This window comes from Pseudomonas marincola, assembly GCF_900116605.1.
Lineage (GTDB): Bacteria > Pseudomonadota > Gammaproteobacteria > Pseudomonadales > Pseudomonadaceae > Aquipseudomonas > Aquipseudomonas marincola.
On record NZ_FPBC01000018.1, the window covers coordinates 13,447 to 38,915 of the forward strand.

Annotated in this window: 24 protein-coding genes and 1 pseudogene; 13 read left to right on the forward strand and 12 right to left on the reverse strand. The window is 56.8% G+C overall.

Going from position 1 to position 25,469, the window contains the following annotated elements; translation table 11 throughout:
- Window positions 1-36 precede the first annotated feature (36 nt).
- The gene (locus BM395_RS20920; RefSeq protein WP_090515394.1) at window positions 37-801 is read left to right on the forward strand and encodes a carbonic anhydrase; all 765 of its coding nucleotides are present in this window, start codon (window positions 37-39) and stop codon (window positions 799-801) included.
- Window positions 802-885: 84 nt separating this feature from the next.
- Here BM395_RS20920 and speD read toward each other — a convergent pair whose 3' ends face one another.
- Together speD and BM395_RS20930 are read right to left on the reverse strand one after the other, a co-directional pair.
- Complete coding sequence (gene speD / locus BM395_RS20925) at window positions 886-1,680, reverse strand: adenosylmethionine decarboxylase (RefSeq protein WP_069902627.1); 795 nt, start codon at window positions 1,678-1,680, stop codon at window positions 886-888.
- Window positions 1,681-1,994: 314 nt separating this feature from the next.
- A complete protein-coding gene (locus BM395_RS20930) occupies window positions 1,995-2,417 on the reverse strand; it encodes an OsmC family protein (RefSeq protein ID WP_069902626.1) in 423 nt (140 codons plus the stop codon).
- 230 nt (window positions 2,418-2,647) lie between these two features.
- On the opposite strand from BM395_RS20930, the gene crp reads away from it, so the two are divergent.
- Entirely contained in the window at window positions 2,648-3,292 is a 645-nt protein-coding gene (crp, locus tag BM395_RS20935; RefSeq protein ID WP_069902625.1) for a cAMP-activated global transcriptional regulator CRP, read from the forward strand.
- Window positions 3,293-3,344: 52 nt separating this feature from the next.
- Here the strand turns inward: crp and trpC are convergent, their stop codons facing one another.
- From trpC to rpe, 7 genes and pseudogenes are all read right to left on the reverse strand, one after another.
- A complete protein-coding gene (trpC, locus tag BM395_RS20940; protein WP_090515396.1) occupies window positions 3,345-4,181 on the reverse strand; it encodes an indole-3-glycerol phosphate synthase TrpC in 837 nt (278 codons plus the stop codon).
- Window positions 4,178-5,227, reverse strand: a complete 1,050-nt coding sequence (trpD, locus tag BM395_RS20945) for an anthranilate phosphoribosyltransferase (protein ID WP_069902623.1) — start codon at window positions 5,225-5,227, stop codon at window positions 4,178-4,180. Before trpD ends, trpC begins: the two co-directional genes overlap by 4 nt.
- Window positions 5,224-5,820, reverse strand: a complete 597-nt coding sequence (locus BM395_RS20950; RefSeq protein ID WP_069902622.1) for an aminodeoxychorismate/anthranilate synthase component II — start codon at window positions 5,818-5,820, stop codon at window positions 5,224-5,226. Before BM395_RS20950 ends, trpD begins: the two co-directional genes overlap by 4 nt.
- 10 nt (window positions 5,821-5,830) lie before the next feature.
- Complete coding sequence (gene trpE / locus BM395_RS20955; RefSeq protein ID WP_090515398.1) at window positions 5,831-7,309, reverse strand: anthranilate synthase component I; 1,479 nt, start codon at window positions 7,307-7,309, stop codon at window positions 5,831-5,833.
- Between the two features lie 67 nt (window positions 7,310-7,376).
- Window positions 7,377-7,479, reverse strand: a pseudogene (locus BM395_RS23910) (phosphoglycolate phosphatase); the annotation flags it as partial.
- Between the two features lie 131 nt (window positions 7,480-7,610).
- Window positions 7,611-8,294 (reverse strand): phosphoglycolate phosphatase, encoded by a 684-nt coding sequence (locus tag BM395_RS20960; RefSeq protein ID WP_090515400.1) that lies wholly within the window; start codon window positions 8,292-8,294, stop codon window positions 7,611-7,613.
- Window positions 8,294-8,968: a ribulose-phosphate 3-epimerase gene (rpe, locus tag BM395_RS20965; protein ID WP_090515402.1), complete on the reverse strand. Its 675-nt coding sequence runs from the start codon at window positions 8,966-8,968 to the stop codon at window positions 8,294-8,296. Before rpe ends, BM395_RS20960 begins: the two co-directional genes overlap by 1 nt.
- A 135-nt stretch (window positions 8,969-9,103) precedes the next feature.
- On the opposite strand from rpe, the gene BM395_RS20970 reads away from it, so the two are divergent.
- Window positions 9,104-10,102: an alpha/beta hydrolase family protein gene (locus BM395_RS20970; RefSeq protein WP_090515404.1), complete on the forward strand. Its 999-nt coding sequence runs from the start codon at window positions 9,104-9,106 to the stop codon at window positions 10,100-10,102.
- 25 nt (window positions 10,103-10,127) lie between these two features.
- Here the strand turns inward: BM395_RS20970 and BM395_RS20975 are convergent, their stop codons facing one another.
- From BM395_RS20975 to BM395_RS20985, 3 genes are read right to left on the reverse strand one after another with little or no spacing between them, the layout of a single operon-like run.
- The gene (locus tag BM395_RS20975; RefSeq protein ID WP_090515407.1) at window positions 10,128-10,883 is read right to left on the reverse strand and encodes a DnaJ domain-containing protein; all 756 of its coding nucleotides are present in this window, start codon (window positions 10,881-10,883) and stop codon (window positions 10,128-10,130) included.
- 1 nt (window position 10,884) lies between these two features.
- Entirely contained in the window at window positions 10,885-11,568 is a 684-nt protein-coding gene (gene murU / locus BM395_RS20980; protein WP_090515409.1) for an N-acetylmuramate alpha-1-phosphate uridylyltransferase MurU, read from the reverse strand.
- Entirely contained in the window at window positions 11,565-12,590 is a 1,026-nt protein-coding gene (locus tag BM395_RS20985; protein ID WP_090515411.1) for an aminoglycoside phosphotransferase family protein, read from the reverse strand. Before BM395_RS20985 ends, murU begins: the two co-directional genes overlap by 4 nt.
- A 126-nt stretch (window positions 12,591-12,716) precedes the next feature.
- Between BM395_RS20985 and BM395_RS20990 the strand changes: the two genes are divergently transcribed.
- The 10 genes from BM395_RS20990 (at window position 12,717) to BM395_RS21035 (ending at window position 25,417) form a co-directional block, all read left to right on the forward strand.
- Entirely contained in the window at window positions 12,717-15,527 is a 2,811-nt protein-coding gene (locus BM395_RS20990; protein ID WP_090515414.1) for an LPS-assembly protein LptD, read from the forward strand.
- Complete coding sequence (locus BM395_RS20995) at window positions 15,508-16,800, forward strand: peptidylprolyl isomerase (RefSeq protein ID WP_090515416.1); 1,293 nt, start codon at window positions 15,508-15,510, stop codon at window positions 16,798-16,800. Before BM395_RS20990 ends, BM395_RS20995 begins: the two co-directional genes overlap by 20 nt.
- On the forward strand, window positions 16,797-17,786 hold the full coding sequence (pdxA, locus tag BM395_RS21000) for a 4-hydroxythreonine-4-phosphate dehydrogenase PdxA (RefSeq protein ID WP_090515418.1): 990 nt from the start codon (window positions 16,797-16,799) through the stop codon (window positions 17,784-17,786). Before BM395_RS20995 ends, pdxA begins: the two co-directional genes overlap by 4 nt.
- Before the next feature lie 104 nt (window positions 17,787-17,890).
- Window positions 17,891-18,712: a 16S rRNA (adenine(1518)-N(6)/adenine(1519)-N(6))-dimethyltransferase RsmA gene (gene rsmA / locus BM395_RS21005; protein ID WP_069902611.1), complete on the forward strand. Its 822-nt coding sequence runs from the start codon at window positions 17,891-17,893 to the stop codon at window positions 18,710-18,712.
- A gap of 23 nt (window positions 18,713-18,735) precedes the next feature.
- The gene (gene apaG / locus BM395_RS21010; protein WP_069902610.1) at window positions 18,736-19,116 is read left to right on the forward strand and encodes a Co2+/Mg2+ efflux protein ApaG; all 381 of its coding nucleotides are present in this window, start codon (window positions 18,736-18,738) and stop codon (window positions 19,114-19,116) included.
- 1 nt (window position 19,117) lies between these two features.
- On the forward strand, window positions 19,118-19,942 hold the full coding sequence (locus BM395_RS21015; RefSeq protein ID WP_090515420.1) for a symmetrical bis(5'-nucleosyl)-tetraphosphatase: 825 nt from the start codon (window positions 19,118-19,120) through the stop codon (window positions 19,940-19,942).
- Entirely contained in the window at window positions 19,939-20,268 is a 330-nt protein-coding gene (glpE, locus tag BM395_RS21020) for a thiosulfate sulfurtransferase GlpE (RefSeq protein ID WP_069902608.1), read from the forward strand. The genes BM395_RS21015 and glpE overlap by 4 nt, the downstream gene beginning before the upstream one ends.
- A gap of 277 nt (window positions 20,269-20,545) precedes the next feature.
- Complete coding sequence (locus BM395_RS21025; RefSeq protein ID WP_069902607.1) at window positions 20,546-22,468, forward strand: PrkA family serine protein kinase; 1,923 nt, start codon at window positions 20,546-20,548, stop codon at window positions 22,466-22,468.
- 97 nt (window positions 22,469-22,565) lie between these two features.
- Window positions 22,566-23,840: a YeaH/YhbH family protein gene (locus BM395_RS21030; protein ID WP_069902606.1), complete on the forward strand. Its 1,275-nt coding sequence runs from the start codon at window positions 22,566-22,568 to the stop codon at window positions 23,838-23,840.
- Window positions 23,837-25,417, forward strand: coding sequence for a SpoVR family protein (locus tag BM395_RS21035; protein WP_090515422.1), 1,581 nt, complete (start codon window positions 23,837-23,839; stop codon window positions 25,415-25,417). Before BM395_RS21030 ends, BM395_RS21035 begins: the two co-directional genes overlap by 4 nt.
- The last annotated feature ends 52 nt before the right edge of the window (window positions 25,418-25,469 follow it).

The following is a 25,469-nucleotide window of genomic DNA, read 5'->3' on the forward strand; positions in this document are numbered from 1 at the left end:
CCATCGCCCCTGTTAATTATTACAGGGAGTTTCAACGTGTCTGTAAAACATATTCAGCAGAAACTATTCATCGCACTGCTTATCGCGATGCCTGTTCATGCGCTCGCCAACGGCTGGAGCTACGCAGGCCAAAACGCACCAGAGCATTGGGCAAACATAGACCCGACAGGTGGCAGCGAGGCTTGTCTTGCTGGGGAGGCGCAATCACCCGTGGATGTAGATCTACACAAGCTTGCGCATCAACCCGGCTTAGCCAAAGACCTGACCATCAACTACCAACGCAGCGCGCTGCAGTTGGTCAATAACAGCCACTCAATCCAGGCCAACCTGCAACCAGGCAACTCCCTGACGTTCAAAGGCAGTAGCTACAACCTTGTGCAGTTCCATTTTCATACGCCGAGCGAACACCAGTTCAATGACAAGAATTTCCCGATGGAAATGCACCTGGTCAATCAGGCTGAAGACGGACGACTGCTGGTAATGGCGGTGATGATCAAACAAGGTGAAGCCAACACTGAACTGGATCACCTGTGGAAAATGCTGCCACAAAAAGCCGGTCAGGCGTTCGACATCAGCGAGCCACTGGCACCTGACCTCGCGGCTATATTGCCGAGCAATAGCAAGCATTTGCTGTATACCGGCTCGCTGACAACACCGCCATGTACCGAGGGCGTACAGTGGGTTTTATTCGAGCAACCGATTGAGATGTCCGCCGCACAGATCAAGGCATTTCAGCAGCTATACGCCGACAACCACCGCCCGATAAAACCGCTCAACTCGCGCCAAGTGATTGAAGACTGATCGCTCCAAGGCTGCTGGCCGTCAACCTGAGTTATTCATGACCACAAAAAAACCCGCCGAAGCGGGTTTTTTATGCTGCTGCAATTACTTCCAGAGGTTGCGCGCGTAGAAAATCTCGAGCATCTCATGGCGGACACGGTCTTCAACCAGTTGGCGCTGTTCAGGCGTCAGGCTGCTGGTCGCATCGCCGAACAGGTAGTTGTCGAGGTCGAACTCTTTAAGCAGCATTTTGGTGTGAAACAGGTTCTCCTGATACACGTTAACGTCGGTCATTTGATACGCCGACTGCGTGTCTTCGGACAGATAGTTCTGAATGGAATTGATCTCGTGATCAATGAAGTGCTTGTGGCCTTCAACATCACGGGTGAAACCGCGCACACGGTAGTCAACGGTGACGATATCCGAGTCAAACTGATGAATCAGATAGTTAAGTGCTTTCAGCGGCGAAATCACGCCACAGGTCGACACGTCGATATCGACACGGAAGGTCGCAATTCCATCTACCGGATGGATTTCCGGATAGGTATGGACGGTGATGTGGCTTTTATCCAGGTGCGCGAGAATAGTCTCTGGTAACGGACCAGGCGACTCCTCAATCTGGCTTTCTGTTGGCTCAACCGGCTGCTCGGAAATCAGGATGGTAACACTGGCCCCTTGGGGGTCGTAATCCTGACGAGCGATGTTGAGGATGTTGGCACCGATAATGTCTACAACATCAGTGAGAATCTGCGTCAGGCGCTCAGCATCGTATTCCTGGTCGATGTACTGAACATAAGCCTGCTGGTCTTCCGGCGTTTCCGCGTAGCAGATGTCATAGATGTTGAAGCTCAAGGTCTTGGTCAGGTTATTGAACCCATGGAGCTTGAGTTTGCTTTTCACCGTTGTAGAACTCTCTTTATAAGCGGCAACGCCGCGTGGTCGAGCATGCCCGTCAACCGTGATGTACCCGGTTGCGTAGGACGGTTTACACCTCTTCGCATTGCGATTTTGGTTATTGGTTCCAAGAGCGCGGCTGCGCTCAAAAGGGGCGCCATTATGCAGATTGATGCCCATGCCCGCTAGAGCATGCAGCATACAAATGATAAAGGGATTGCAGTGGCAAACATTTTGGCTGTTGCAGCCAGAATGGACTTACTCCGGGATAAACCAGGAACACTGGTTTATCCCGGAAAACACTTGTCTTTAGATTGGATTTAACCCAATTCGACGATCTCATAATCGTGGGTAATTTCAACACCGCCACGGCCGAGCATTATCGAGGCCGAGCAGTACTTCTCTGCTGACAGCTCAACGGCCCGCTTAACTTGCGCTTCTTTCAAGCCGCGACCTTTAACCACGAAGTGTAAATGGATCTTGGTGAACACTTTTGGCTCTTCGCTTGCACGCTCAGCCTCAAGAAAAGCCTCACAGCTTTCTACCGCTTGTCGCGATTTTTTTAGGATACTGACTACATCAAAGTTGCTGCAGCCGCCCAAGCCGATCAACACCATTTCCATCGGACGCACGCCCAGATTACGTCCACCACTCTCTGGCGGGCCATCCATTACAACCGCGTGGCCACTGCCCGACTCGCCTATAAACAGGGCGTCTCCGGCCCATTGAATGCGCGCTTTCATTTGCAAGCCTCCGCTAGAAAAAGGGCCAGCAGCTTATCACAGGCAAGTCTGGGATAAGTTCCGTCGAAATAGCCGAGAAGTTGCAAATAAGGTGTTATCCAGGTCGCAAAACATTATCTCGCAACACTCTGCCTGTTAAGATGACGCCGGATTACTGGCACACTGAATGCGATTACTAATAAGAAAGCGTCTGTCGCACAGGCATAAATTTTTTAATTCGGGACTCGGGAATGGTCGCTATAACCCTTACACCTAAAATAAAGAATCTCGATAAGATCTTGGCACATTGCCATCGCCGTCGTTATACGGCAAAGAGCACGATTATCTATGCAGGTGATCGTAGCGAGACTCTATTCTTTATCGTCAAAGGCTCTGTCACCATCCTCATTGAAGATGACGACGGGCGCGAGATGATCATCGCCTATCTCAACAGCGGAGACTTCTTCGGTGAGATGGGTCTATTTGATAAAGTGGGCGCTGAAAAGGAACGCAGCGCTTGGGTAAGAGCTAAAACGGAATGCGAAGTTGCAGAACTCAGCTACACCAAATTCCGTGAATTGACGGAACAAGATCCAGACATCCTTTACGCACTTGGCAGCCAGATGGCTGAACGCTTGCGCGCCACAACTCGTAAGGTCGGTGATCTGGCCTTCCTTGATGTGACGGGTCGCGTTGCACGCACCCTGCTCGATCTGTGCAAACAACCTGATGCGATGACGCATCCGGATGGCATGCAGATCAAGATCACTCGTCAGGAGATTGGCCGCATTGTCGGTTGCTCACGCGAGATGGTCGGCCGGGTTCTCAAGTCGCTTGAGGAACAGGGTCTGGTCAACGTCAAAGGCAAGACCATGGTGGTATTTGGCACACGCTGAGTACCAGGCATAAAAAAACCGGCATCGATGCCGGTTTTTTTATGCCTGCGATTTAGTCAACATCGGGGCTGTAGGCCACACGCTTGCGCGTTGGGAAGAACAGTTTCTCCAGCTCCGAACCTGGGTTCTCGGCGCGCATGAACACTTCGCCGACCAAGAACGCGTAAACGTCGTTGATTTCCATCAGCTCGACATCAGCCCGATTGAGAATTCCGCTCTCAGTGACAACATGACGATCCTGCGGCACCCGGGTAATCAGGTCGAGCGTGGTGTCGAGGCTGACCTCAAAGGTATGCAGATTACGGTTGTTGATGCCAATAAGAGGCGTGTCGAGCACATTGAGTGCGCGCTCCAGCTCATCGCTGTCGTGCACTTCAACCAATACATCCAGATCGACGCTTTTGGCGGCTGCAGCCAGTTCGGCCATGCGAACATCATCCAAGGCCGAGACGATCAGCAGTACGCAGTCGGCACCCAACGCCCGGGACTCGATGATCTGATACGGATCAATCATGAAGTCTTTACGGATAACCGGCAGCGAGCAGGCGTTACGCGCTTGCTGCAAGTACGCATCTGAGCCTTGAAAGAAGTCGATATCGGTGAGTACCGACAAACAGGTCGCACCACCGGCTTCATAGCTGCGGGCGATTTCAGCGGGGTCAAAATCCTCGCGCAATACACCTTTGCTTGGCGACGCCTTCTTCACCTCGGCAATGACCGCCGCTTGCTTCTGTGCGATTTGGGTTTCCAGTGCACGGGCAAAACCACGCGGCGCATCAGCGTTTCGCGCCTGTGTCTCAAGCTCCGCCATACTTGTTACGGCACGGCGGGCAGCGACTTCCTCGGCCTTGCGCGCAAGAATCTTCTCCAGAACAGTTGGCAAGCTCAACCTTCATTCTCCTGTTTGAAAACAGTGGTAAACGACACCAACTCTTCCAGCTTCTCGCGGGCCAGTCCGGTGTGTAGCGCATCATGCGCTCGGGCTACGCCCTCTTTCAGAGTAGCCGCCAAGTCAGCCGCGTACAGCGCTGCACCCGCATTTAGAATAATCATTTCGGCAGCCTTCTGTCCGGCCTCGGTTTTACGCTTGCCGAGTGCGTCCAGCACCAGATCCAGCGAAGCCGCCGGGCTGTCGACAGACAACCCGATCAGGCTCTGGCTCTGCAGGCCAACATCTTCCGGCAATACCTGGTACTCACGAACCTCGCCATCTTTGAGTTCGGCCACATGTGTTGCGGCGGCCAGACTGAACTCATCGAGGCCATCACGCGAATGCACCACCAAAATGTGTTTACTGCCCAGACGCTTGAGCACCTCAGCCAATGGCCGGCACAGGGCCTGGCTGAATACGCCTACAACCTGATGCTTGACGCCAGCCGGATTGGTCAGCGGGCCAAGCATGTTGAACAGAGTACGCAAGCCGAGTTCGCGACGCGGGCCTGCCGCATACTTCATGGCTTTATGGTGCACCTGAGCAAACATGAAACCGACGCCGACGCTGTCGATGCAACGCGCGACTTGCTCAGGTTGCAGGTTCAGGTAAATACCGGCCGACTCCAGCAAGTCGGCGCTGCCGCTCTTGCCCGAAACGGCGCGGTTACCGTGTTTGGCAACCTTGCCGCCCGCCGCCGCAACAACAAACGAGGCGGCAGTGGAGACGTTGAAGATATTGGCGCCATCACCGCCGGTCCCCACCACATCAACCACATGCTCAAGGGTTGGCAGCTCGACGTGATGCGCCAACTCGCGCATCACCGAAACCGCACCGACGATTTCGTCGATGGTCTCGCTCTTCATGCGCATGCCCATAAGGAATGCACCTATTTGGGCATCGGTGCATTGGCCGGTCATGATTTCACGCATGACGTCCTGCATTTCTTCGGTGCTCAGGTCGAGCTGGTTAACCACACGATTCAGCGCTTCCTTGATATTCATGCGCGCATACCTCCTTGTTGCTTGAGGAAGTTGGCAAACAGTTCGTGGCCTTGCTCGGTCAGAATCGACTCGGGGTGGAACTGCACGCCCTCAACATTCAGGGTCTTGTGACGCAAGCCCATGATTTCATCCACCGAGCCGTCTTCATGCTGAGTCCATGCGGTCAGCTCAAGGCAATCGGGCAAGGTTTCACGTTTGACCACCAGAGAATGGTAACGGGTCACGGTCAGCGGATTGTTCAAGCCGTTGAATACGCCCTGATCATGGTGATAAACCGGGCTGGTCTTGCCGTGCATGACCTGACGCGCACGCACCACATCGCCACCAAAAGCCTGGCCGATACTCTGATGCCCCAGGCATACGCCGAGCAGTGGCAGTTTACCGGCGAAATGCTTGATCACTTCCAGCGAAATACCCGCCTCATTCGGCGTGCACGGCCCCGGCGAAACCACGATACGCTCTGGGTTCAGGGCTTCGATATCGGCCACGGTCAATTCATCGTTGCGTACTACTTTGACGTCTTCACCCAGCTCACCGAGGTACTGCACCACGTTGTAGGTGAAGGAGTCGTAATTATCGATCATCAGTAACATGACGGGCTCCTCAGTGAGTGGATTGTTCGGCTAGCGCAACCGCGCGGAACATGGCACGACGCTTGTTCAGCGTCTCTTCCCACTCAAGTGCAGGCACCGAGTCGGCGACAATACCGCCACCCGCTTGCACGTGTAGCTCACCGTTTTTAATAACCGCAGTGCGAATCGCAATGGCCGTGTCCATGTTGCCATTCCAGGCCATGTAACCCACTGCACCGCCGTAGACGCCACGCTTAACGGGCTCCAGCTGGTCAATGATTTCCATTGCGCGAATTTTCGGCGCACCCGACAACGTGCCCGCTGGCAAAATGGCCCGCAGTGCATCCATCGCCGTCAGCCCCGGCTTTAATTGGCCGGTGACGTTGGAGACGATGTGCATGACGTTGGAGTAGCGCTCAATGACCATTTTCTCGGTCAGCTTGACGCTGCCCGTTGCGGAGACCCGACCGACGTCGTTGCGGCCCAGGTCAATCAGCATCAGGTGTTCAGCAATCTCTTTGGCGTCCGAGAGCAAGTCTTCTTCGAGGGCAAGATCAGCCTCTTCATTCGCCCCACGTGGGCGTGTGCCGGCGATAGGACGCACAGTGATCAGGTTATCTTCAACGCGCACCAGCACTTCCGGCGAGCTGCCAACGACATGGAAATCGCCAAAGTTGAAGAAGTACATATAAGGCGTCGGGTTGATGCAGCGCAGCGCCCGATACAGATCAATCGGCGCCGCCTTGAAGTCAATCGACATGCGCTGCGAAGGCACGACTTGCATGCAGTCGCCCGCCAGAATGTATTCCTTGATGGTATCGACTGCGCGCTCGTAGTCTTCCTGACTGAAGCTTGAGCGGAACGCGGGCTCAGCACCTACCGGAGCATTCAAGTCCACCCCAAGACGCGGGGCAATCGGCTGGCGCAATTTCTGCAGAATTTCTTGAAGATGCGCCTGCGCCTGCTCATAACCGTCGGCATGCGCCGGGTCGGCGAGCACGATTGCATGCATCTTGCCTGCGAGGTTGTCGAACACCACGACCGCATCGGAAACCATCAGCAGGATATCCGGATTGCCCAGCGGATCTGGATTCGGGCAAACGGCTAGGCGCTTTTCTACATAACGCACACTGTCGTAACCGAAGTAGCCAACCAGCCCGCCATTGAAGCGCGGCAAGCCCGGCAGAGTCGGCACTTTATAGCGTTCTTTGAACGACTCGACGAACGCCAGCGGATCTTCACACTCGTGGCGCTCGGTCTCAACGCCGTCGATGCTGACGATCACAGTGTGGTCATAAGCGCGCAATACCGTACGCGCCGGCAGGCCGATGATGGAATAACGCCCCCACTTCTCGCCGCCCTGAACGGACTCGAGCAAGTAGGTGTTCGCCTCATCGGCAAGCTTCAGGTAGATAGACAGCGGGGTGTCGAAGTCAGCAATGGTTTCGTATGCAACAGGGATACGGTTATAGCCGGCAGCGGCTAAACGCAGGAATTCTTCGCGGATCATGATCAGCCTCGTGGCTTGAGGTTTAACGGTCGAGTGCAAACGCGCCGGCTAAGCGGCCAATATCAGGTCAGAGGCGCCAGCGCCAACGGGCCAGTGCCTTGATGATTTTCATCCCGGCTCGTTCGAGCCAGAGTTTGCAGGTAACCACCACGGAGGGATCTCTTAGACGGGCAATAAAGTGCAGCAACACTAGCGCAGCCGCTTGCGCTAATCAACCCGCCGACACGGCTCCGGGCAAGAGGTTGCTGGCACTTTGCGAAAAAATCCGACTCAGTGCCCTCTTGCCTTGGCGCCAGCGCGGTTAGGCCGGCAGAAGTTCGCGCAGATTATCCAGCACCCGGGCCGGGTTCTCTTCACTGATTGGGCGGCCATGGTTGTAGCCGTAATTGAGCGCCACACAGGCAACCTGCGCGGCTTTGGCGGCTTGCACATCGTTGCGCGAGTCACCAATGAACAGCGCCCGTTCTGGCGTTACATTGGCCATGTGCATGACATGCAGCAAGGCTGCCGGATTGGGCTTTTGCTGGGGCAAAGTATCACCCCCGACAATCCAGCGGAAATAGCTGCCAAGGCCCAGTTCATCCAGCAACGGCGCCACAAAACGCTCGGGCTTGTTGGTCACGATTGCCATCGCGACTCCCTGCTCCTGCAACCATTCCAGCACTTCACTGACGCCAGGGTAAACCGTGGTCAACTCATGGCTGTCAGCATAGGCCTGCATAAACAACTCCAGCGCTTGCTGCTCGTCAGCAAGGCTAATGTGCTGATGCTCGATACCGCCGGCCAACGCGCGGCGCATCAACACCTTGGCGCCATTGCCGATCCAGTCACGCACGCGCTCAACACCAGCAGGCTCACGCCCCAGTTGCACCAGCGCTTTATCGACTGCCGCCGCCAGATCCGGAACCGAGTCGATCAGCGTGCCATCCAGATCGAACATCACCAGTTCCGGCAACTGGCCATTGAACAGTTGACGCAACGCCATTAGCGCTGCACCTGCGCAAGCTCTGCACGCATGGCATCAATCACCTGACGGTAATCCGGTTGATTGAAGATCGCCGAGCCCGCGACAAAGGTATCCGCACCGGCTTCGGCGATTTCACGGATGTTCTGTACATTGACCCCGCCATCGATTTCGAGACGGATGTCGCGGCCACTTTCGGTGATCAGCGCACGTGCTTCGCGCAGTTTGCCGAGGGTGGCCGGGATGAACTTCTGCCCGCCAAACCCGGGGTTCACGCTCATCAGCAGAATCATGTCGACTTTATCCATGACGTACTTGAGCACTTCCAGCGAAGTCGCCGGATTAAACACCAGGCCAGCCTTGCAGCCAGCCGCACGAATCAGTTGCAGCGAACGGTCAACGTGCTCGGACGCTTCAGGGTGGAAAGTGATGTAAGTGGCGCCCGCTTCGGCGAAGTCACCAATCATGCGATCGACTGGCTTGACCATGAGATGCGCATCAATCGGTGCGGTGATGCCATATTTACGCAACGCCGAGCACACCATCGGGCCGATGGTCAGGTTGGGGACGTAATGATTGTCCATCACATCAAAGTGAACAATATCGGCGCCGGACGCGAGTACGTTATCGACTTCCTCGCCCAAACGAGCAAAGTCAGCGGACAGAATCGACGGGGCGATGGCGAAGGGTTGCATGGCTCACCTCAGTGGCTTTCACGGAAGGCCGCTATTGTAGCAGCCCCAACCTTGCTTTGGCTGGCATTGCGGCGCAGACAAACTGCTGCGATTACCGCTAGTCTTGGCGTTGATGTTGCCCGCCGGAGTTGTTGAATGCGCCCTACCGCTATAGCCCTGCCCATAATTGGACTCAGCCTGATGCTCAGCCTGCCCGCACTTGCCGAGGACGCCGAGCCCGCCGCGCCGGAAAATAAAGCCAGCGAGCAAACCGTCGCGCCTCGCGAGCCACTGACCGCGCGCAGCCAAGTGGAGGCGACGGCCCTTGAACGGCAGGTCGACCCAAAGCAGGTGCAACACCTGCAGGCGGGTGATGAGCAGTTTCTGGCGCTCTGGCTCGAAGCCAACAGTGCGCAACCGCGCGGCGCGGTGATTCTGATTCCAGGCGACAACGAAAGCGCCGACTGGCCGCAAACCGTCGGACCACTAAGGCGCAAGCTGCCAGACAACGGCTGGCATACGCTTAGCCTGACGCTTCCAGACCCACTCAGCACAGTCCCGATCGTCACGCCGACACCAGAAAAGCCAGCCCCTGACGCCGCAGCCGAGACAGCAACTGAAGATGAAAAAGCAGCTGGGCAGCCGGCAGAGGCCGCAGCCGAAACGCCATCAGAGCCCAGCACTGAAGCTGACACGCCAGCCGAAGTTGCGAACACGCCGGATGCAGAGGAACTGCGCAAGCAGCATGAGCAACGGATCTTTGCGCGAATAGGCGCAGGCCTTGAATATGTGCGCCAACACAAACCCCGAACCATCGCATTGCTGGGTCAGGGCACCGGCGCGTACTGGGCAGCGCGCTATATCAGCGAGCGCCCGGCCAAGGACATACAGCGGATAGTTGCAATATCCGCGCAGGCGCCAGAATTTGCTTCAAGCCAACTTGAAGCCTTACTGACTGAAAACAAGACTGCCACGCTGGACGTTTTCTACCGCTCGACGGCTGCAAGCAACAAGCAACTGCACGAGCGCTTGATGGCCAGCAAACGCCAGGCTGAATCAGGCTACGAGCAAATTGCCCTCAATGCACTGCCGGGCAACCTGCATGATGAGCAGGAGCAACTCTACCGGCGTGTCCGCGGCTGGTTGGAGAAATAGCAGCGATTGCCGGAGTGCTGATTCCCTAGAAGCCGCGGCGCTGGCGAATAACGCGGTAAGCCTGATGCAATTCGCGGGTCTTCTCGGTGGCCTCGCGAACTTGCTCGGCACTGGCACCACGACCGGCAAGCTTGTCGGGATGGTGCTTGCTGAGCAGCAGCCGGTAAGCACGTTTAATCTGCGCCGGATCACTGTCATCGCTGACGCCGATAATGCGCAAAGCGCCCTGATAACCACCGCTAGCCAGAGGCTGAGTTGCCGCCTTGGGTGCATGATTGGCGCTAATGGCTTCCTGCTCGGCAGCCGGCACGCCTAACCATTTACCCCAAAGCATTATCAGCTCGCGCTCGGGTCGGCTAATGCGCCCGTCCGCCCAGGCCATGCGCCAACAGGCGCGCAGCAGGCTGTCGGCATTGGCACGCTGACGCTGCAGTGGGGAGCGCAGGCTGTCCGTGCCTGTTTTACCGCGAGCAAAGGCTTCGATCGCACGCATTCGACTTGGCTCATCGAAACCCAGACGACGCATCTCCGCCCGCGCCTGCTGAATATGCGCATCGAGCACCCGCCCTTCGCACTTGGCCATTCGCCCCAGCATGACGAATAACACGTAGGGATCATCGGCTATGGCCGGGCGCTGAAAACGCTCAAGCAGAGCCGACCAGCTCGCCAACTGCAAACGGCGGTCGATGATCTGGCCCAGCAAACCGCCCAGCAGCGCGCCCGGAATACTCGCTGCTGCGAACCCCGCCAGTGCGCCGATTGCGGTAATCGGGAAGATCAATTCAAGCCTCCGCCGCCAGTAGTTGCTCAACCTCAGCTAGCCGCTCGAAAGTGCCGACATCGACCCAGCAACCCTTATGCAGCTCACCACTGACCTGCCCGCGACTCATGGCTTCGCGCAACAAGGGCGCAAGCTTGAAAGCGCCCGCTGTGCAGTTCTTGAATAAGGCCGGATCAAGCACCGCGATACCACTGTAGGTGTAGCGATCAGCAGCAGTATTGGCCAATGCAGGAGCATCCGTCAGCAAGCCTTCACTCAGGCAGAAGTCACCCGTCTGGTGATGAGCCGGATTGTCGACCAAGACCAAGTGCGCAAGACCTTCATGGGCTTTGCGCAGCTCGGCGAATGGATAATCAGTGAAGATATCGCCATTGACCACCAGAAACGGTTGATCACCCAGCAGCGGCAACGCACGGAATATGCCGCCGCCGGTTTCCAGCGGCTCACCTTCAGCGGAGTAGACGATGCTGACGCCGAACTGTTCACCATCCCCCAAATACGCCTCGATCTGGGCACCCAGCCAGGCATGGTTAATTACCAGTTCAGTGAAGCCAGCGGCGGCTAGCGCGCGAATGTGGTACTCGATCAGCGGCACACCCGCAGCGCGAACCAGCGGTTTAGGCGTATGCAAGGTCAACGGACGCAGCCGCTCACCCTTGCCCGCGGCCAGAATCATGGCTTTCATGCCTGCTCACCCGCCACGCCCTGTAACTCTTCGATCAGCTCAGCCAACTCGGCAAGTTCGGGCCGACGCGCAAGCACTGCAGCTATATAGGCGAAGAAACGCGGCACATCCGCCAGATACTTGGGCTTGCCATCGCGATGACAAATGCGCGCGAAGATACCAATGACCTTGAGGTGACGCTGCACGCCCATCAGATCGCTGGCGCGCATAAACTGGTTGAAGTCCGGCTGCACCGGCAAACCGGCTGCCCGCGCCTGCTGCCAATAGCCTTCAAGCCAGGCGTGCACTTGCGGCTCCGGCCAACTGAGGAAGGCGTCCTTGAACAGGCATGTCACGTCATAGGTGACTGGCCCATACACCGCATCCTGAAAATCAAGCACGCCCGGATTCGTCTCGCTGATCATCAGATTGCGCGGCATAAAATCGCGATGGACCAGCACTTTTGGCTGATCAAGCGCACTGCTTATCAGCAGCCCACAGACCCGCTGCCATTTGGCCTGTTGCTCGGCGCTGAAGGTGATGCCCAGATGCCGCTGCACATACCACTCAGGAAACAGTTGCAGCTCACGCAGCAGCAACGCCTCGTCGTAGCTCGGCAAGGGAGTGTCCATTGGCAGTTTTTGCAATGCCAGCAGTGCGTCGATGGCATCAGCGAACAAGGCGTCTGCATTGCCCGCATCAATCACATCCAGATACGTTTTGCTGCCCAGATCGTTAAGCAACAAAAAGCCTTGCTGTAAATCTTCGGCCAAAATTTTCGGCACATTGAGTCCGGCAGTCGCCAGCAGAGCCGCCATTTTCACAAAAGGACGGCAATCTTCCTGCGGTGGCGGCGCATCCATGACAATCAAAGTGCGCCCGGCGCCTTGCCAGCGAAAATAGCGGCGAAAGCTCGCATCGCTGCTCGCAGAGGTTAATGTGGCGTCCGGAACAGCGCCCCAACCCTGCTCTGAAAATAGTTTTGGCAGCACCTGATTAAGCCAATTATCAAGGAGTTGCAGGCGTTCATCGTTTTCATACATCACTAAGGGTCTCCGACGGCGCTAGCCGTTGCGCGGGTCATGCTTTATTATCCAGCATCTTTTAAAGCCCATCGAGAGGCGTGTAGCCTCCGGGCATATGACACGCAGGAAGCCCGGAAAAACAAGATGGCAGTTAAAACTCCCGCGGTACGTAAAAAATTCCCACTTCTCGTCACAGGCAGCCTGTTGGCTCTTCAACCTATGGCGAGTCAATTTGTTGTTGCAGCCGAACAGTTCGACTGCGGCGTTTCTCCGAGCGGTGGCTGGGCGTGTGCGCCCAAGACCAGCAACGTCGAATTACCGGCGCGCCCTGCTCGCAGTACACCTGAGGCTGACACCAGCGCAACCAATGTTGCCGCTCCGGTCGCAGCCGGTGCTGCAGTTGCCGCAACGAGCAGCAAACCGGCGAAAAAGCTCAACACGACCAAGCAGGTTACCGAAGCGCAAGGCTTGGGTCTGGCCTCTCGCAGCGCCGACTATAGCCATCTTGACTGGGTTCCGCGCGAAAAGTTGACGCCGGAGCAGCTTGCCGAGACAGCGCCATATTGTTCCGGTGCTTACGTTGAGCCCGAACGCCCAGGCATGGATGACACCACGCCAATGAATGAGGCGCCACTGTTCGTCTCGGCGAAAGCGTCGCGTTACGAGCAAGAGACTCAGAAAGCGACCCTGGCGGGTGATGTCGTTCTTCGCCAGTCGAGCATGCAGGTTGAGGCCAATGAAGCCAGCCTGCTGCAAGCCGAAAATCGCGGCGTACTCGATGGCAACGTGCGCTTGCGCGACAAAGGCGCGCTGATTGTTGGCGATCATGCTGAGCTGCAGCTGGATAACGGTGAAGCGCAGATTGATAACGCCGAATATGTGATGCACGAAGGTCAGGCGCGCGGTAATGCACTCTATGCAAAACGTGAGCAGACCTCGATTATTCGTCTTAAAGACGGCACGTTCACCCGCTGCGAACCGAACAGCAACGACTGGCACCTGAAGGGTAACAACATCACCCTCAACCCGGTGACTGGCTTTGGTTCGGCGACCAACGTGACCTTGCGCGTCAAAGACTTCCCGGTGTTCTACACGCCATATATTTACTTCCCGATCGACGATCGTCGCCAGTCAGGTTTCCTGACGCCGTCAATCAGCTCATCGAGCAGTAACGGCCTGACGCTGGAAACGCCTTACTACTTCAACCTTGCGCCCAACTATGACGCCACGCTGTACCCGACCTACATGGGTGACCGTGGCTTGCATCTGGAAGGCGAGTTCCGCTACCTGAGCAAAACCGGCGAAGGCCAGGTCGGCGCGGCCATTCTGAATGACAAGAATGACGATCGCGACCTGCAGTCCGACTCCAAGGACACTCGCTGGTTGTACAGCTGGCAGCACAAGGAAGGCCTGAACTCACGCCTGACTGCTGAAGTCGATTACACAGACATCAGCGACCCGTACTATTTCCAGGACCTGGATACCGATCTGGGTATTGATACGCCGGACTTTATCAACCAGCGCGGCACCCTGACCTATCGCGGCGATTCATATGTCGCGAAGCTCAATGCTCACGCCTATGAGCTGGCGAATATCACCGACATCACCCCATACGATCGCCTTCCGCAGATCACAATTGATGGCCAGCTGCCGTTTCAGCCTTCGGGTCTGAACATGAGCTATGGCGCTGAACTGGTTCGCTTTGACCGGGATCTGCGCAGCGGCGACTACATCAATGAAGATGGCGTCGTCGAGCAGCCTTGGTACGACAACAACGTGACCGGCCTTGCGCGTGCGAACGGTACTCGTATGCACCTCGAGCCCGCTGTCAGCCTGCCGCTCGACTGGAGCTGGGGCTTCGTCAAACCGCAGTTGAAGTACCTGTACACCAACTATGACCTCGATCTGGACTCTATCGGCAAAGCGCAACTCGCCGGAGGCGCAGGCTCATTTGACGATGCCCCTGATCGTGGCGTTGGCATGTTCAGTGTCGACAGCGGCCTGTACTTCGACCGTGACACTCAGTGGTTCGGCACCAACTTCCGCCAGACGCTCGAGCCGCGCATGTACTACCTGTATGTGCCCGAGGAAGATCAAGACGATATTCCGGTATTCGACACCAGCGAAACCACCTTCAGCTACAACTCGCTGTTTCGCGAAAATCGTTTCACAGGTAAAGACCGGATCGGTGACGAGAACAAACTCTCGTTTGGCGTAACCAACCGCTGGATCGAAGACAACGGCTTTGAGCGTCAGCGTCTGAGCATCGGCCAGGCCGTTTACTTCGAAGACCGCAAGGTTCAGCTGCCAGGTATCGATTACAAAACCCGTGACGATGCGCAGTCCTCGGTGTCACCGATTGCACTTGAGCACTCTTACCGGTTCAACCGCGACTGGCGCCTGGACTCGGACTTCAACTGGGACCCGGATGCTCGCAGAACCCGTTCCGGCAGCACCATGTTCCATTATCAGCCTGAAGATAATCCGGGCAAGATCATCAACGCCGGTTATCGCTATCGCAACGACACCGTCCGCTACGACCAGAGCACTGGTCAGTGGGTTGTCGGCGGCGGCGATTACGGTGTTCCTGGCAGCGCCAACTACATCAAGGATTACTACAAGATCAGCCAGCACGACTTCTCGGTGGTCTGGCCGATCGTTCAGCAATGGAGTCTGATCTCACGCTGGCAGTATGACTACGGCCGCAACCGTACACTCGAAGCCTTTGGCGGCCTTGAGTACGACAGCTGCTGCTGGAAAGTACGCGTAATCGATCGTTACTGGATCAACTACGACGAAGTCAGCCTCAACCCAGACTTGAACGACGATCCTGATCGCGGGATCTTCCTGGAAGTAACGCTTAAAGGCCTCGGCGGCGTTACTGGTAAATCCGCAAGTTCGTTCCTGAATAACGGCATTCAAGGTTATCGTAAACGTGAAGATGAAGCTTTCTGATTGCCTGCGCCCCCTGATGCTGGGCGCAGTACTTATTGGCTCTATGGCACACGCTGAAGTTCAGCCGCTGGACCGGGTCGTCGCCATCGTGGACAACGATGTCATCATGCAAAGCCAGCTCAACTCACGCCTGCGTGAAGTTCAGCAAACCATCGCCAAGCGCGGTGCGGCCGTGCCGCCTGATGACGTCCTGCAAAATCAGGTGCTCGAGCGTCTGATTCTGGAAAACCTGCAGCTGCAGATTGGTGATCGCTCCGGTATTCGTATCGGCGACGAAGAACTCAATCAGGCAATCGGTACGATTGCCCAGCGCAACAACATGACCCCTGCTCAGTTCAAGGCAGCCCTGACCCGTGACGGCCTGTCTTATGAAGATGCCCGCGATCAGGTACGCCGCGAAATGATCATCAGCCGCGTACGTCAGCGCCGCGTGGGTGAGCGTATTCAGGTGAGCGATCAGGAAGTGAAGAACTTCCTCGCCTCCGACCTGGGCAAGATGCAGCTTTCGGAAGAATATCGCCTGGCCAACATCCTGATTCCGGTTCAGGAAGGTGCTTCCTCGGACGCGATCCAGACAGCAGCCAAACAGGCTCAAGATATTTACAGCCAGCTCAAGCAAGGCGCCGATTTCGCGCAGATGGCGATTGCCCGCTCGGCGAGTGAAAGCGCGCTGGAAGGCGGCGAAATGGGCTGGCGTAAAGCCGGTCAGCTGCCACCGCCATTCGACACCATGCTCAGCACGATGTCGGCAGGTGAGGTGACCGAGCCTGTACGTACGCCAGGTGGTTTTATCATCATCAAGCTGCAAGAAAAACGTGGCGGCGGCGCTCAGGTCAGCGAAGAAGTTAATGTTCGCCATATCCTGATCAAGCCCAGCGAAATCCGCAGCGATTCCGAAAGCCAGCGTCTGGCCCAGCGTCTGTATGACCGCATTGCCGCAGGCGAAGACTTTGCCGAACTGGCGAAAAACTTCTCGGAAGACCCAGGCTCTGCCCTTAATGGCGGCTCGCTGAACTGGATCGACCCGAAGGTACTGGTTCCGGAGTTCCAGGCGGTTATGAACAGCACGCCGAGCGGTGAAGTGTCCAAGCCATTCAGAACCAGTTTTGGCTGGCACATTCTGCAGGTTATGGGTCGTCGCGCCACGGACAACAGCGAGAAGTTCCGCGAGCAGCAAGCGATGAACATCCTGCGTAACCGTAAGTACGACGAAGAACTGCAAACCTGGCTGCGTCAGATCCGCGACGAGGCCTACGTAGAAACCAAGCTGTGAGCAGCAAACCCTTTGCCCTCACACCGGGCGAGCCCGCAGGTATAGGTCCAGACCTATGCCTGCTGCTGGCCCGCGAGCAACAGGCGCAGCCAATCATCGCGATTGCCAGCTGCGCCCTGCTCGCCCAGCGCGCACAGCTGCTGGGCCTGAATATCCAGCTCATCAGCGTCACCCCCGACACGTTTCCCAAGCAACCGGCGCCTGCTGGCAGCCAATACGTGTGGGACACCCCGCTCGGCGCGCCCGTTACCGCTGGCCAGCTCAACCCTGCAAACGCTGCTTATGTCCTTGAAACCCTGACCCGTGCGGGCCAAGGCTGCATGGACGGGCATTTCGCCGGGATGATTACCGCGCCGGTGCATAAAGGCGTCATCAACGAAGGCGGCGTAAGCTTTTCCGGCCATACCGAGTTTCTGGCCGAACTGACAAACACCGAACAGGTCGTGATGATGCTTGCGACCCACGGTTTGCGGGTCGCCTTGGTGACCACTCACCTGCCACTCAAAGATGTAGCAGATGCCATAACACCTGAACGCTTAAGCCGGGTGACGCGCATTCTGCACAACGATTTGCGCGACAAGTTCGGTATCAGCCAGCCGAAAATTCTGGTTTGCGGCCTCAATCCGCACGCCGGTGAAGGCGGCCATCTTGGCCACGAAGAAATCGACGTGATCGAGCCAACGCTTGAGCAACTGCGCGCTGAGGGCATCAACCTGATCGGCCCGCTGCCCGCCGACACGCTCTTCACCCCCAAGCACCTCGACCATTGCGACGCCGTCTTGGCGATGTATCACGATCAGGGCTTGCCCGTGCTCAAGTTCAAAGGCTTTGGCGCTGCGGTGAATATCACCCTCGGTCTGCCGATTATCCGCACCTCGGTCGATCACGGCACAGCGCTGGACCTCGCCGGCAGCGGCAATATCGACACCGGCAGCCTGCAAGTCGCCCTGCAAAATGCCTTCGCCATGGCAGCCAGTCAGGCTTAACGCCACGATTGCTGCTGTACGCAGCTACTTTTTGCCCCATCACTGTTAAACTGCATCTCTTTGTTTTCGCTTTAAGCTTGCGGCTTGAAGCTTGGAGCTGCTGTATGTCTGAACAATACCAACACAAGGCGCGCAAGCGCTTTGGTCAGAACTTCCTGCATGATGCCGGCGTGATCCATCGCATCCTGCGCGCTATCCATGCCCGCGAAGGCGAGCATGTGCTGGAAATCGGCCCGGGTCAGGGCGCACTCACTGAAGGCCTGCTGAGCAGCGGCGCGCAACTGGATGTGATCGAGCTCGATAAAGACCTGGTGCCAATTCTCAACGCCAAGTTCGCCAACCACAGCAACTTCAAGCTGAATCAGGGTGATGCGCTCAAGTTCGACTTTGCCCGTCTCAACGCCGCGCCTAACAGCCTGCGCGTGGTCGGCAACCTGCCTTACAACATTTCCACCCCACTGATTTTTCACCTGCTGAGTAATGCCTCGCTGATTCGCGACATGCACTTCATGCTGCAAAAGGAAGTGGTCGAGCGTCTGGCCGCAGGGCCAGGCGGTGGCGATTGGGGCCGTTTGTCGATCATGGTTCAGTACCACTGCCGCGTAGAACATTTGTTCAACGTCGGGCCCGGCGCGTTCAACCCGCCGCCCAAGGTAGACTCGGCCATCGTGCGCCTTACGCCGCATGAGGTGCTGCCGCATCCGGCCAAGGATCACAAGCTGCTCGAACGCGTGGTACGCGAAGCCTTCAACCAGCGCCGCAAAACCCTGCGCAACACGCTTAAAGCCCTGTTGCCGGCTAGCGAGATCGAAGCCGCAGGCGTTGACGGCAGCCTGCGCCCCGAACAACTGGACTTGGCTGCATTTGTGCGCCTGGCTGATAAATTGGCCGAGCAACCAGTCGCCAGTGCCGAGACGGATCACTGATCCCTAATTTGCGAGTCATCCCTATGTCTGATCCACGCTACCAGGTCGACGTTAGCGTCGTAACCCGCTTCCTACCGGAGCAATCCCAGCCCGAGCAGGAGCGCTTTGCCTTCGCCTACACCGTCAGCATCACCAACAACGGTGAGTTGCCAGCCAAGTTGCTGTCGCGTCACTGGGTGATTACCGACGGCAACGGCAAGGTGCAGGAAGTCCGTGGCGCCGGCGTTATCGGCCAACAGCCGCTGATTGCCCAAGGCGAGACTTACACCTACAGCAGCGGCACCGTAATGGCCACGCGCGTCGGCACGATGCAGGGCAGCTACAAGATGATCAGCGAAGACGGCGCGAACTTCGACGCACCGATTGCACCCTTTCGCTTAGCCGTACCAGGATCACTGCACTGAGATGACCACCTATGCTGTCGGCGACCTGCAAGGTTGCCTGAAACCCCTGCAATGCTTGCTTGAGCGAGTAAAGTTCGACCCGAAAGTTGATCGGCTGTGGCTGGTCGGCGACCTGATAAACCGCGGCCCGGACTCGCTCGGCACTCTGCGCTTTCTCTACGCGATGCGCGACTCAGTCACCTGCGTGCTGGGTAATCATGACCTGCACTTGCTGGCGGTTGCGCATAACGTCGAGCGTCTGAAAAAGAACGACACGCTGCAGGAAATTCTCGATGCGCCGGATCGGCACGAGTTGCTCGACTGGCTGCGTCAGCAGAAACTCATGCACTACGACGCCGAGCGCAACATGGCCATGGTGCATGCCGGTATTGCTCCGCAATGGACACTGGAGAAGGCGCTCAAGCGCGCCGCAGAGGTCGAAGAAGTGCTGCGCGACCCTAACCGACTGCCCGTGTTTCTCGATGGCATGTACGGCAACCAGCCCGATTGCTGGGATGGCGACCTGAAAGGCATCAAGCGTCTGCGCGTTATCACCAACTACTTCACCCGCATGCGCTTTTGCAAAGCCGACGGTACGCTCGACCTCGTCAGCAAGGAGGGCCTGGATACGGCCCCCAGCGGTTTTGCCCCCTGGTTCAGTCACCCGAGCCGCAAGACCCGTGATGTGAAAATCATTTTCGGCCATTGGGCGGCACTTGAGGGCAACTGCACCGAGCCCAACGTATTTGCCCTGGACACCGGTTGCGTCTGGGGCGCGGCCATGACGCTGATGAACATCGACAGCGGCGAAATGCACCGCTGCAACTGCAATGAGGACTCCGCATGAGCGACTTCAAACGAATTTCCCCCGAGCAAGCTCAAGCACTTCGCCAGCAGGGCGCCGTGGTCGTCGATATCCGCGACCCGCAGAGTTTCGACATGGGCCATATCGCCGGCTCGCATCACCTCGATAACCACTCGCTGGTCGACTTTATTGCCAAGGCCGATCTCGATCATCCGCTCATCGTTTCCTGCTATCACGGCAACTCCAGTCAAAGCGCTGCCGCCTACCTGATTGGCCAGGGTTTTACTGACGTTTACAGCCTTGATGGCGGCTTCGAGCTGTGGCGCGCCACTTACCCTGAAGACACACGCCAGAGCCCCGACGAATAATTTTTTACATCTGCCAAGGCCCGCCATATCGGGCCTTGCGCGCACTTTCTGGCTTCCTGCGCCAAGCTATTTGCGCATATCGCCTTGCCCTCGCAAATTCCGAACTATCCTTTATCTCAGGCCATCCAAATAAGGTAGAGCCGGCAAGCCGGCAGCCGGGCCATCGGTACGACTTTTAGGTGTTTCGGGGGATTTACCTAGGTTGACTTCTCAGCCGTCCATCCGTGCCCGTTCGACCGATCCCTGCTAACTCTTTTGCATCGAGCGAGGTGAAGTCATGAGCATTTTCAGTCACTTCCAACAACGTTTCGAAGCGACCCGCCAGGAAGAGTATTCCCTGCAGGAATATCTCGAACTGTGCAAACAGGATCGCAGTGCTTATGCCTCGGCAGCTGAACGGTTGTTACTGGCAATAGGCGAGCCCGAGCTGCTCGACACGGCAGCCAACCCCAGGCTTTCACGTATCTTCTCGAACAAGGTGATCCGCCGCTATCCGGCTTTCGCCGACTTCCATGGCATGGAAGAGTGCATTGATCAGATCGTGTCCTACTTCCGCCACGCCGCCCAAGGGCTCGAAGAAAAGAAACAGATCCTCTATCTGCTGGGCCCGGTAGGCGGCGGTAAGTCCTCGCTGGCTGAAAAGCTCAAGCACCTGATGGAAAAAGTGCCGTTCTACGCGATCAAGGATTCACCGGTTTTCGAGTCGCCACTCGGCCTGTTCAGCGATGCCGAAGACGGGGCCATTCTGGAAGAGGAATACGGTATTTCGCGGCGCTATCTGGGCAGCATCATGTCGCCATGGGCCACCAAGCGCCTGAGCGAGTATGGCGGCGACATCAGCCAGTTCCGCGTGGTCAAACTTTACCCCTCGATTCTGCGGCAGATTGCCGTGGCTAAAACCGAGCCCGGCGATGAAAACAACCAGGACATCTCGGCACTGGTCGGCAAGGTTGATATCCGCAAGCTGGAAGAATTCCCGCAGAACGACGCGGACGCCTACAGCTATTCAGGCGCCCTGTGCCGCGCCAACCAGGGCCTGATGGAATTCGTCGAGATGTTCAAGGCGCCGATCAAGGTCCTGCACCCGCTACTTACCGCGACTCAGGAAGGCAACTACAACAGCACCGAAGGCCTCGGCGCGATCCCCTACAACGGGATTTTGCTGGCGCACTCCAACGAATCCGAATGGCACAGCTTCCGTAACAACAAGAACAACGAGGCGTTCATTGACCGGATTTACATCGTCAAGGTGCCTTACTGCTTGCGCGTCAGCGATGAGATCAAGATTTACGACAAGTTGCTGCTCAACAGCTCACTGGCCAACGCCCATTGCGCGCCAGACACCCTGAAAATGCTCGCGCAGTTCTCCGTACTGTCACGGCTCAAAGAGCCTGAGAACTCGAATATCTATTCGAAAATGCGCGTCTACGACGGTGAAAACCTTAAGGACACCGACCCGAAGGCCAAGTCGATTCAGGAATACCGGGACACAGCAGGCGTTGATGAAGGCATGAACGGCCTGTCGACACGCTTCGCCTTCAAGATTCTGTCCAAGGTGTTCAACTTCGACCCGCACGAGGTTGCCGCCAACCCGGTGCACCTGCTGTATGTGCTTGAACAGCAGATTGAGCAGGAGCAGTTCCCGGCAGAGACCCGCGAGCGTTATCTGCGCTTTATCAAGGAATACCTGGCGCCGCGCTATATCGAGTTTATCGGCAAGGAAATCCAGACCGCTTACCTCGAGTCTTACAGCGAGTACGGTCAGAACATTTTCGACCGCTATGTGCTGTACGCCGACTTCTGGATTCAGGATCAGGAATACCGCGACCCGGAAACCGGCGAGATCCTCAACCGCGTAGCACTCAACGAAGAGCTGGAGAAAATCGAGAAGCCGGCCGGCATCAGCAACCCCAAGGATTTCCGCAACGAGATCGTCAACTTTGTGTTGCGTGCGCGGGCCAACAACAATGGCAAGAACCCAACCTGGCTCAGCTACGAGAAACTGCGCGTCGTGATCGAGAAGAAGATGTTCTCCAACACCGAGGATCTGCTTCCGGTCATCAGCTTCAACGCCAAGGCCAGCAAAGAGGACCAGCAAAAACACAACGACTTCGTCACTCGCATGGTCGAGCGCGGCTATACCGACAAACAGGTTCGGCTGTTGTCTGAATGGTATCTGCGGGTTCGTAAATCGCAGTAATGCAGCCTCAAGCCACCCGGTGATGACTGCGCAAGAGCGAGGGCGACACCTTCGTCCTCGCTCGCAGCTTGCCGCTTCAAGCTCCCCGGAGGGGCCTATGAGCTATGTGATTGACCGTCGCCTTAACGGCAAGAACAAGAGCACGGTAAATCGTCAGCGTTTTTTACGGCGTTACCGTGGTCATATCAAAAAGGCAGTTGAAGAGGCTGTCAGCCGCCGCTCGATTACCGACATGGAGCACGGCGAGCAAATCAGTATTCCTGGCCGCGACATCGACGAGCCCGTGCTTCATCATGGCCGCGGAGGCCGCCAGACCATTGTTCACCCAGGCAACAAGGAATTCAGCGGCGGAGACCATATCCCGCGCCCGCAAGGCGGGGGTGGCGGCGGCCAAGGCAGCGGCAAGGCTAGCAACAGTGGCGAGGGCATGGACGAGTTCGTCTTCCAGATCACTCAGGAAGAGTTTCTCGACTTCATGTTCGAAGATCTCGAGTTGCCCAATCTGGTCAAGCGCCACCTGACCGGCACCGACACGTTCAAGACCGTGCGCGCGGGCATCAGCAGCGAAGGCAACCCTTCCCGAATCAACATACTACGCACGCTGCGCTCCGCTCACGCCCGACGCATCGCGCTCTCTGGCAGCAGCCGCAAGAAACTCAAAGAAGCCATGCTCGAACTTGACCGGCTCAAGCGCGAGGAGCCCGACAACTTCGGCGATATACAGGCGCTTGAAGAGGAAATCAGCAAGCTGCACATCCGCATTAACCGGGTGCCGTTTCTCGACACCTTCGACCTCAAATACAACCTGCTGGTCAAACACCCCAACCCGAGTTCAAAAGCGGTGATGTTCTGCCTGATGGACGTTTCCGGCTCAATGACGCAAGCCACCAAGGACGTCGCCAAGCGTTTCTTCATCTTACTCTACCTGTTTCTCAAGCGTAATTACGACAAGATCGAAGTGGTGTTCATCCGTCACCACACCAGTGCCAAGGAAGTCGACGAGGAGGAGTTTTTCTACTCCCGCGAAACCGGCGGCACCATTGTCTCCAGCGCGCTGAAAATGATGCAGGAGATCATGGCCGAGCGTTATCCGGTCAATGAGTGGAATATCTATGCCGCGCAAGCCTCGGATGGCGACAACTGGAATGACGATTCCCCGGTGTGCCGGGATATATTGATCAACCAGATAATGCCGTTCGTGCAGTACTTCACTTATGTCGAGATCACACCGCGCGAACATCAGGCGCTATGGTTTGAATATGAGCAAGTGGCCGAAGCGTTCGCCGACACCTTTGCCCAGCAACAATTAGTCTCAGCCGGCGATATTTACCCGGTATTCCGCGAACTGTTTCAGCGGAGGCTTACGACATGACCCAACCCGAAGGCAGCGTACGCGACAAGAAACGCCAGCCGATCTCGACCACTTCAGAGTGGACGTTCGAGCTGATCCGCAGCTACGACCGCGAGATTGCCCGCATCGCCGAACGCTATGCGCTGGACACTTATCCCAATCAGATCGAGGTGATTACCGCCGAGCAGATGATGGACGCCTACGCCTCTGTGGGCATGCCGCTGGGCTATCACCACTGGTCTTATGGCAAACACTTCCTGAGTACCGAAAAGAACTACAAGCGCGGCCAGATGGGCCTCGCGTATGAAATTGTGATCAACTCCGACCCCTGCATCGCCTACCTCATGGAAGAAAACACCATGTGTATGCAGGCCTTGGTGATTGCTCACGCCTGCTACGGGCATAACAGTTTCTTCAAGGGCAATTACCTGTTCCAGACCTGGACTGATGCCAGCTCGATCATCGACTATCTGGTGTTCGCCAAGCAGTACATCATGCAATGCGAGGAGCGCCACGGCATTGATGCCGTCGAGGACTTGCTCGATTCATGCCACGCCCTGATGAACTACGGCGTAGACCGTTACAAGCGGCCCTACCCCATTTCTGCCGAGGAAGAGCGCCGCCGCCAGAAAGAGCGCGAAGAGCACCTGCAGCAGCAGATCAATGACTTGTGGCGCACTATTCCCAAAGGCGCGAGCAAGGGCGGCGAGCAGGACGCTCAGCGCTTCCCGTCCGAGCCACAGGAAAACATCCTGTATTTCCTCGAAAAACACGCGCCATTACTGGAACCGTGGCAGCGCGAGATCATCCGCATCGTGCGCAAGGTCGCGCAGTATTTTTATCCACAGCGCCAAACGCAAGTGATGAATGAAGGCTGGGCGACGTTCTGGCATTACACCCTCACCAACGACCTTTATAACGAAGGGCTGGTCACCGATGGCTTCATGATGGAATTTCTCCAGGCCCACACCAGCGTGATCTACCAGCCAGGCTTCGACAGCCCGTATTACAGCGGCATAAACCCCTACACACTGGGTTTTGCCATGTACAGCGACATACGCCGGATGTGTGAAAACCCAACCGACGAAGATCGCGCCTGGTTCCCGGATATCGCCGGATCTGACTGGTTATCGACCCTGAAATTCGCCATGCACAGCTTCAAGGACGAGAGTTTCATATTGCAGTACCTCTCGCCCAAAGTGATCCGCGATCTGAAGCTGTTCAGCATTCTTGATGACGACCAGAAGGATGATTTACTGGTCCCCGCGATTCACGACGAACCTGGCTATAAAACCATCCGCGAGCTGCTGGCTGCGCAGTACAATCTTGGCAACCGCGAGCCCAACGTACAAATCTGGAGTGTCGATCGGCGTGGCGACCGCTCACTGACGTTGCGCCATCAGCAGCACGACCGCAAACCGTTGGGCAGCTCGACCGAAGAAGTACTCAAGCACCTGCACCGTTTATGGGGCTTTGATGTGCATCTGGAAATCTGGCAAGGCGACAAGTTGGTCAACAGCCAGCATGTGCCGCCGAAAAACGAACCCGAACGTGAAGGCGAGTTTCCCCGACTCGATCTGGTCATTCCACCGATCTAATCTCCCCAGCCAGCCCCGCGACCAGACTGCACCTCGCGGGGCTAGCGCCTTC

Excerpts from the sequence above, each read along its gene's own strand:
- apaG (WP_069902610.1), top strand. The coding sequence starts at position 18,736 with ATGTCTGATCCACGCTACCAGGTCGACGTTAGCGTCGTAACCCGCTTC.
- rpe (WP_090515402.1), bottom strand. The coding sequence starts at position 8,968 with ATGCAACCCTTCGCCATCGCCCCGTCGATTCTGTCCGCTGACTTTGCT.
- BM395_RS20990 (WP_090515414.1), top strand. The coding sequence starts at position 12,717 with ATGGCAGTTAAAACTCCCGCGGTACGTAAAAAATTCCCACTTCTCGTC.
- trpD (WP_069902623.1), bottom strand. The coding sequence starts at position 5,227 with ATGAATATCAAGGAAGCGCTGAATCGTGTGGTTAACCAGCTCGACCTG.
- murU (WP_090515409.1), bottom strand. The coding sequence starts at position 11,568 with ATGAAAGCCATGATTCTGGCCGCGGGCAAGGGTGAGCGGCTGCGTCCG.
- BM395_RS20985 (WP_090515411.1), bottom strand. The coding sequence starts at position 12,590 with ATGTATGAAAACGATGAACGCCTGCAACTCCTTGATAATTGGCTTAAT.
- BM395_RS20970 (WP_090515404.1), top strand. The coding sequence starts at position 9,104 with ATGCGCCCTACCGCTATAGCCCTGCCCATAATTGGACTCAGCCTGATG.
- BM395_RS20950 (WP_069902622.1), bottom strand. The coding sequence starts at position 5,820 with ATGTTACTGATGATCGATAATTACGACTCCTTCACCTACAACGTGGTG.
- trpE (WP_090515398.1), bottom strand. The coding sequence starts at position 7,309 with ATGATCCGCGAAGAATTCCTGCGTTTAGCCGCTGCCGGCTATAACCGT.
- BM395_RS21025 (WP_069902607.1), top strand. The coding sequence starts at position 20,546 with ATGAGCATTTTCAGTCACTTCCAACAACGTTTCGAAGCGACCCGCCAG.
- BM395_RS20930 (WP_069902626.1), bottom strand. The coding sequence starts at position 2,417 with ATGAAAGCGCGCATTCAATGGGCCGGAGACGCCCTGTTTATAGGCGAG.
- BM395_RS20960 (WP_090515400.1), bottom strand. The coding sequence starts at position 8,294 with ATGGCGTTGCGTCAACTGTTCAATGGCCAGTTGCCGGAACTGGTGATG.
- BM395_RS21030 (WP_069902606.1), top strand. The coding sequence starts at position 22,566 with ATGAGCTATGTGATTGACCGTCGCCTTAACGGCAAGAACAAGAGCACG.
- rsmA (WP_069902611.1), top strand. The coding sequence starts at position 17,891 with ATGTCTGAACAATACCAACACAAGGCGCGCAAGCGCTTTGGTCAGAAC.
- crp (WP_069902625.1), top strand. The coding sequence starts at position 2,648 with ATGGTCGCTATAACCCTTACACCTAAAATAAAGAATCTCGATAAGATC.
- BM395_RS21015 (WP_090515420.1), top strand. The coding sequence starts at position 19,118 with ATGACCACCTATGCTGTCGGCGACCTGCAAGGTTGCCTGAAACCCCTG.
- BM395_RS21035 (WP_090515422.1), top strand. The coding sequence starts at position 23,837 with ATGACCCAACCCGAAGGCAGCGTACGCGACAAGAAACGCCAGCCGATC.
- glpE (WP_069902608.1), top strand. The coding sequence starts at position 19,939 with ATGAGCGACTTCAAACGAATTTCCCCCGAGCAAGCTCAAGCACTTCGC.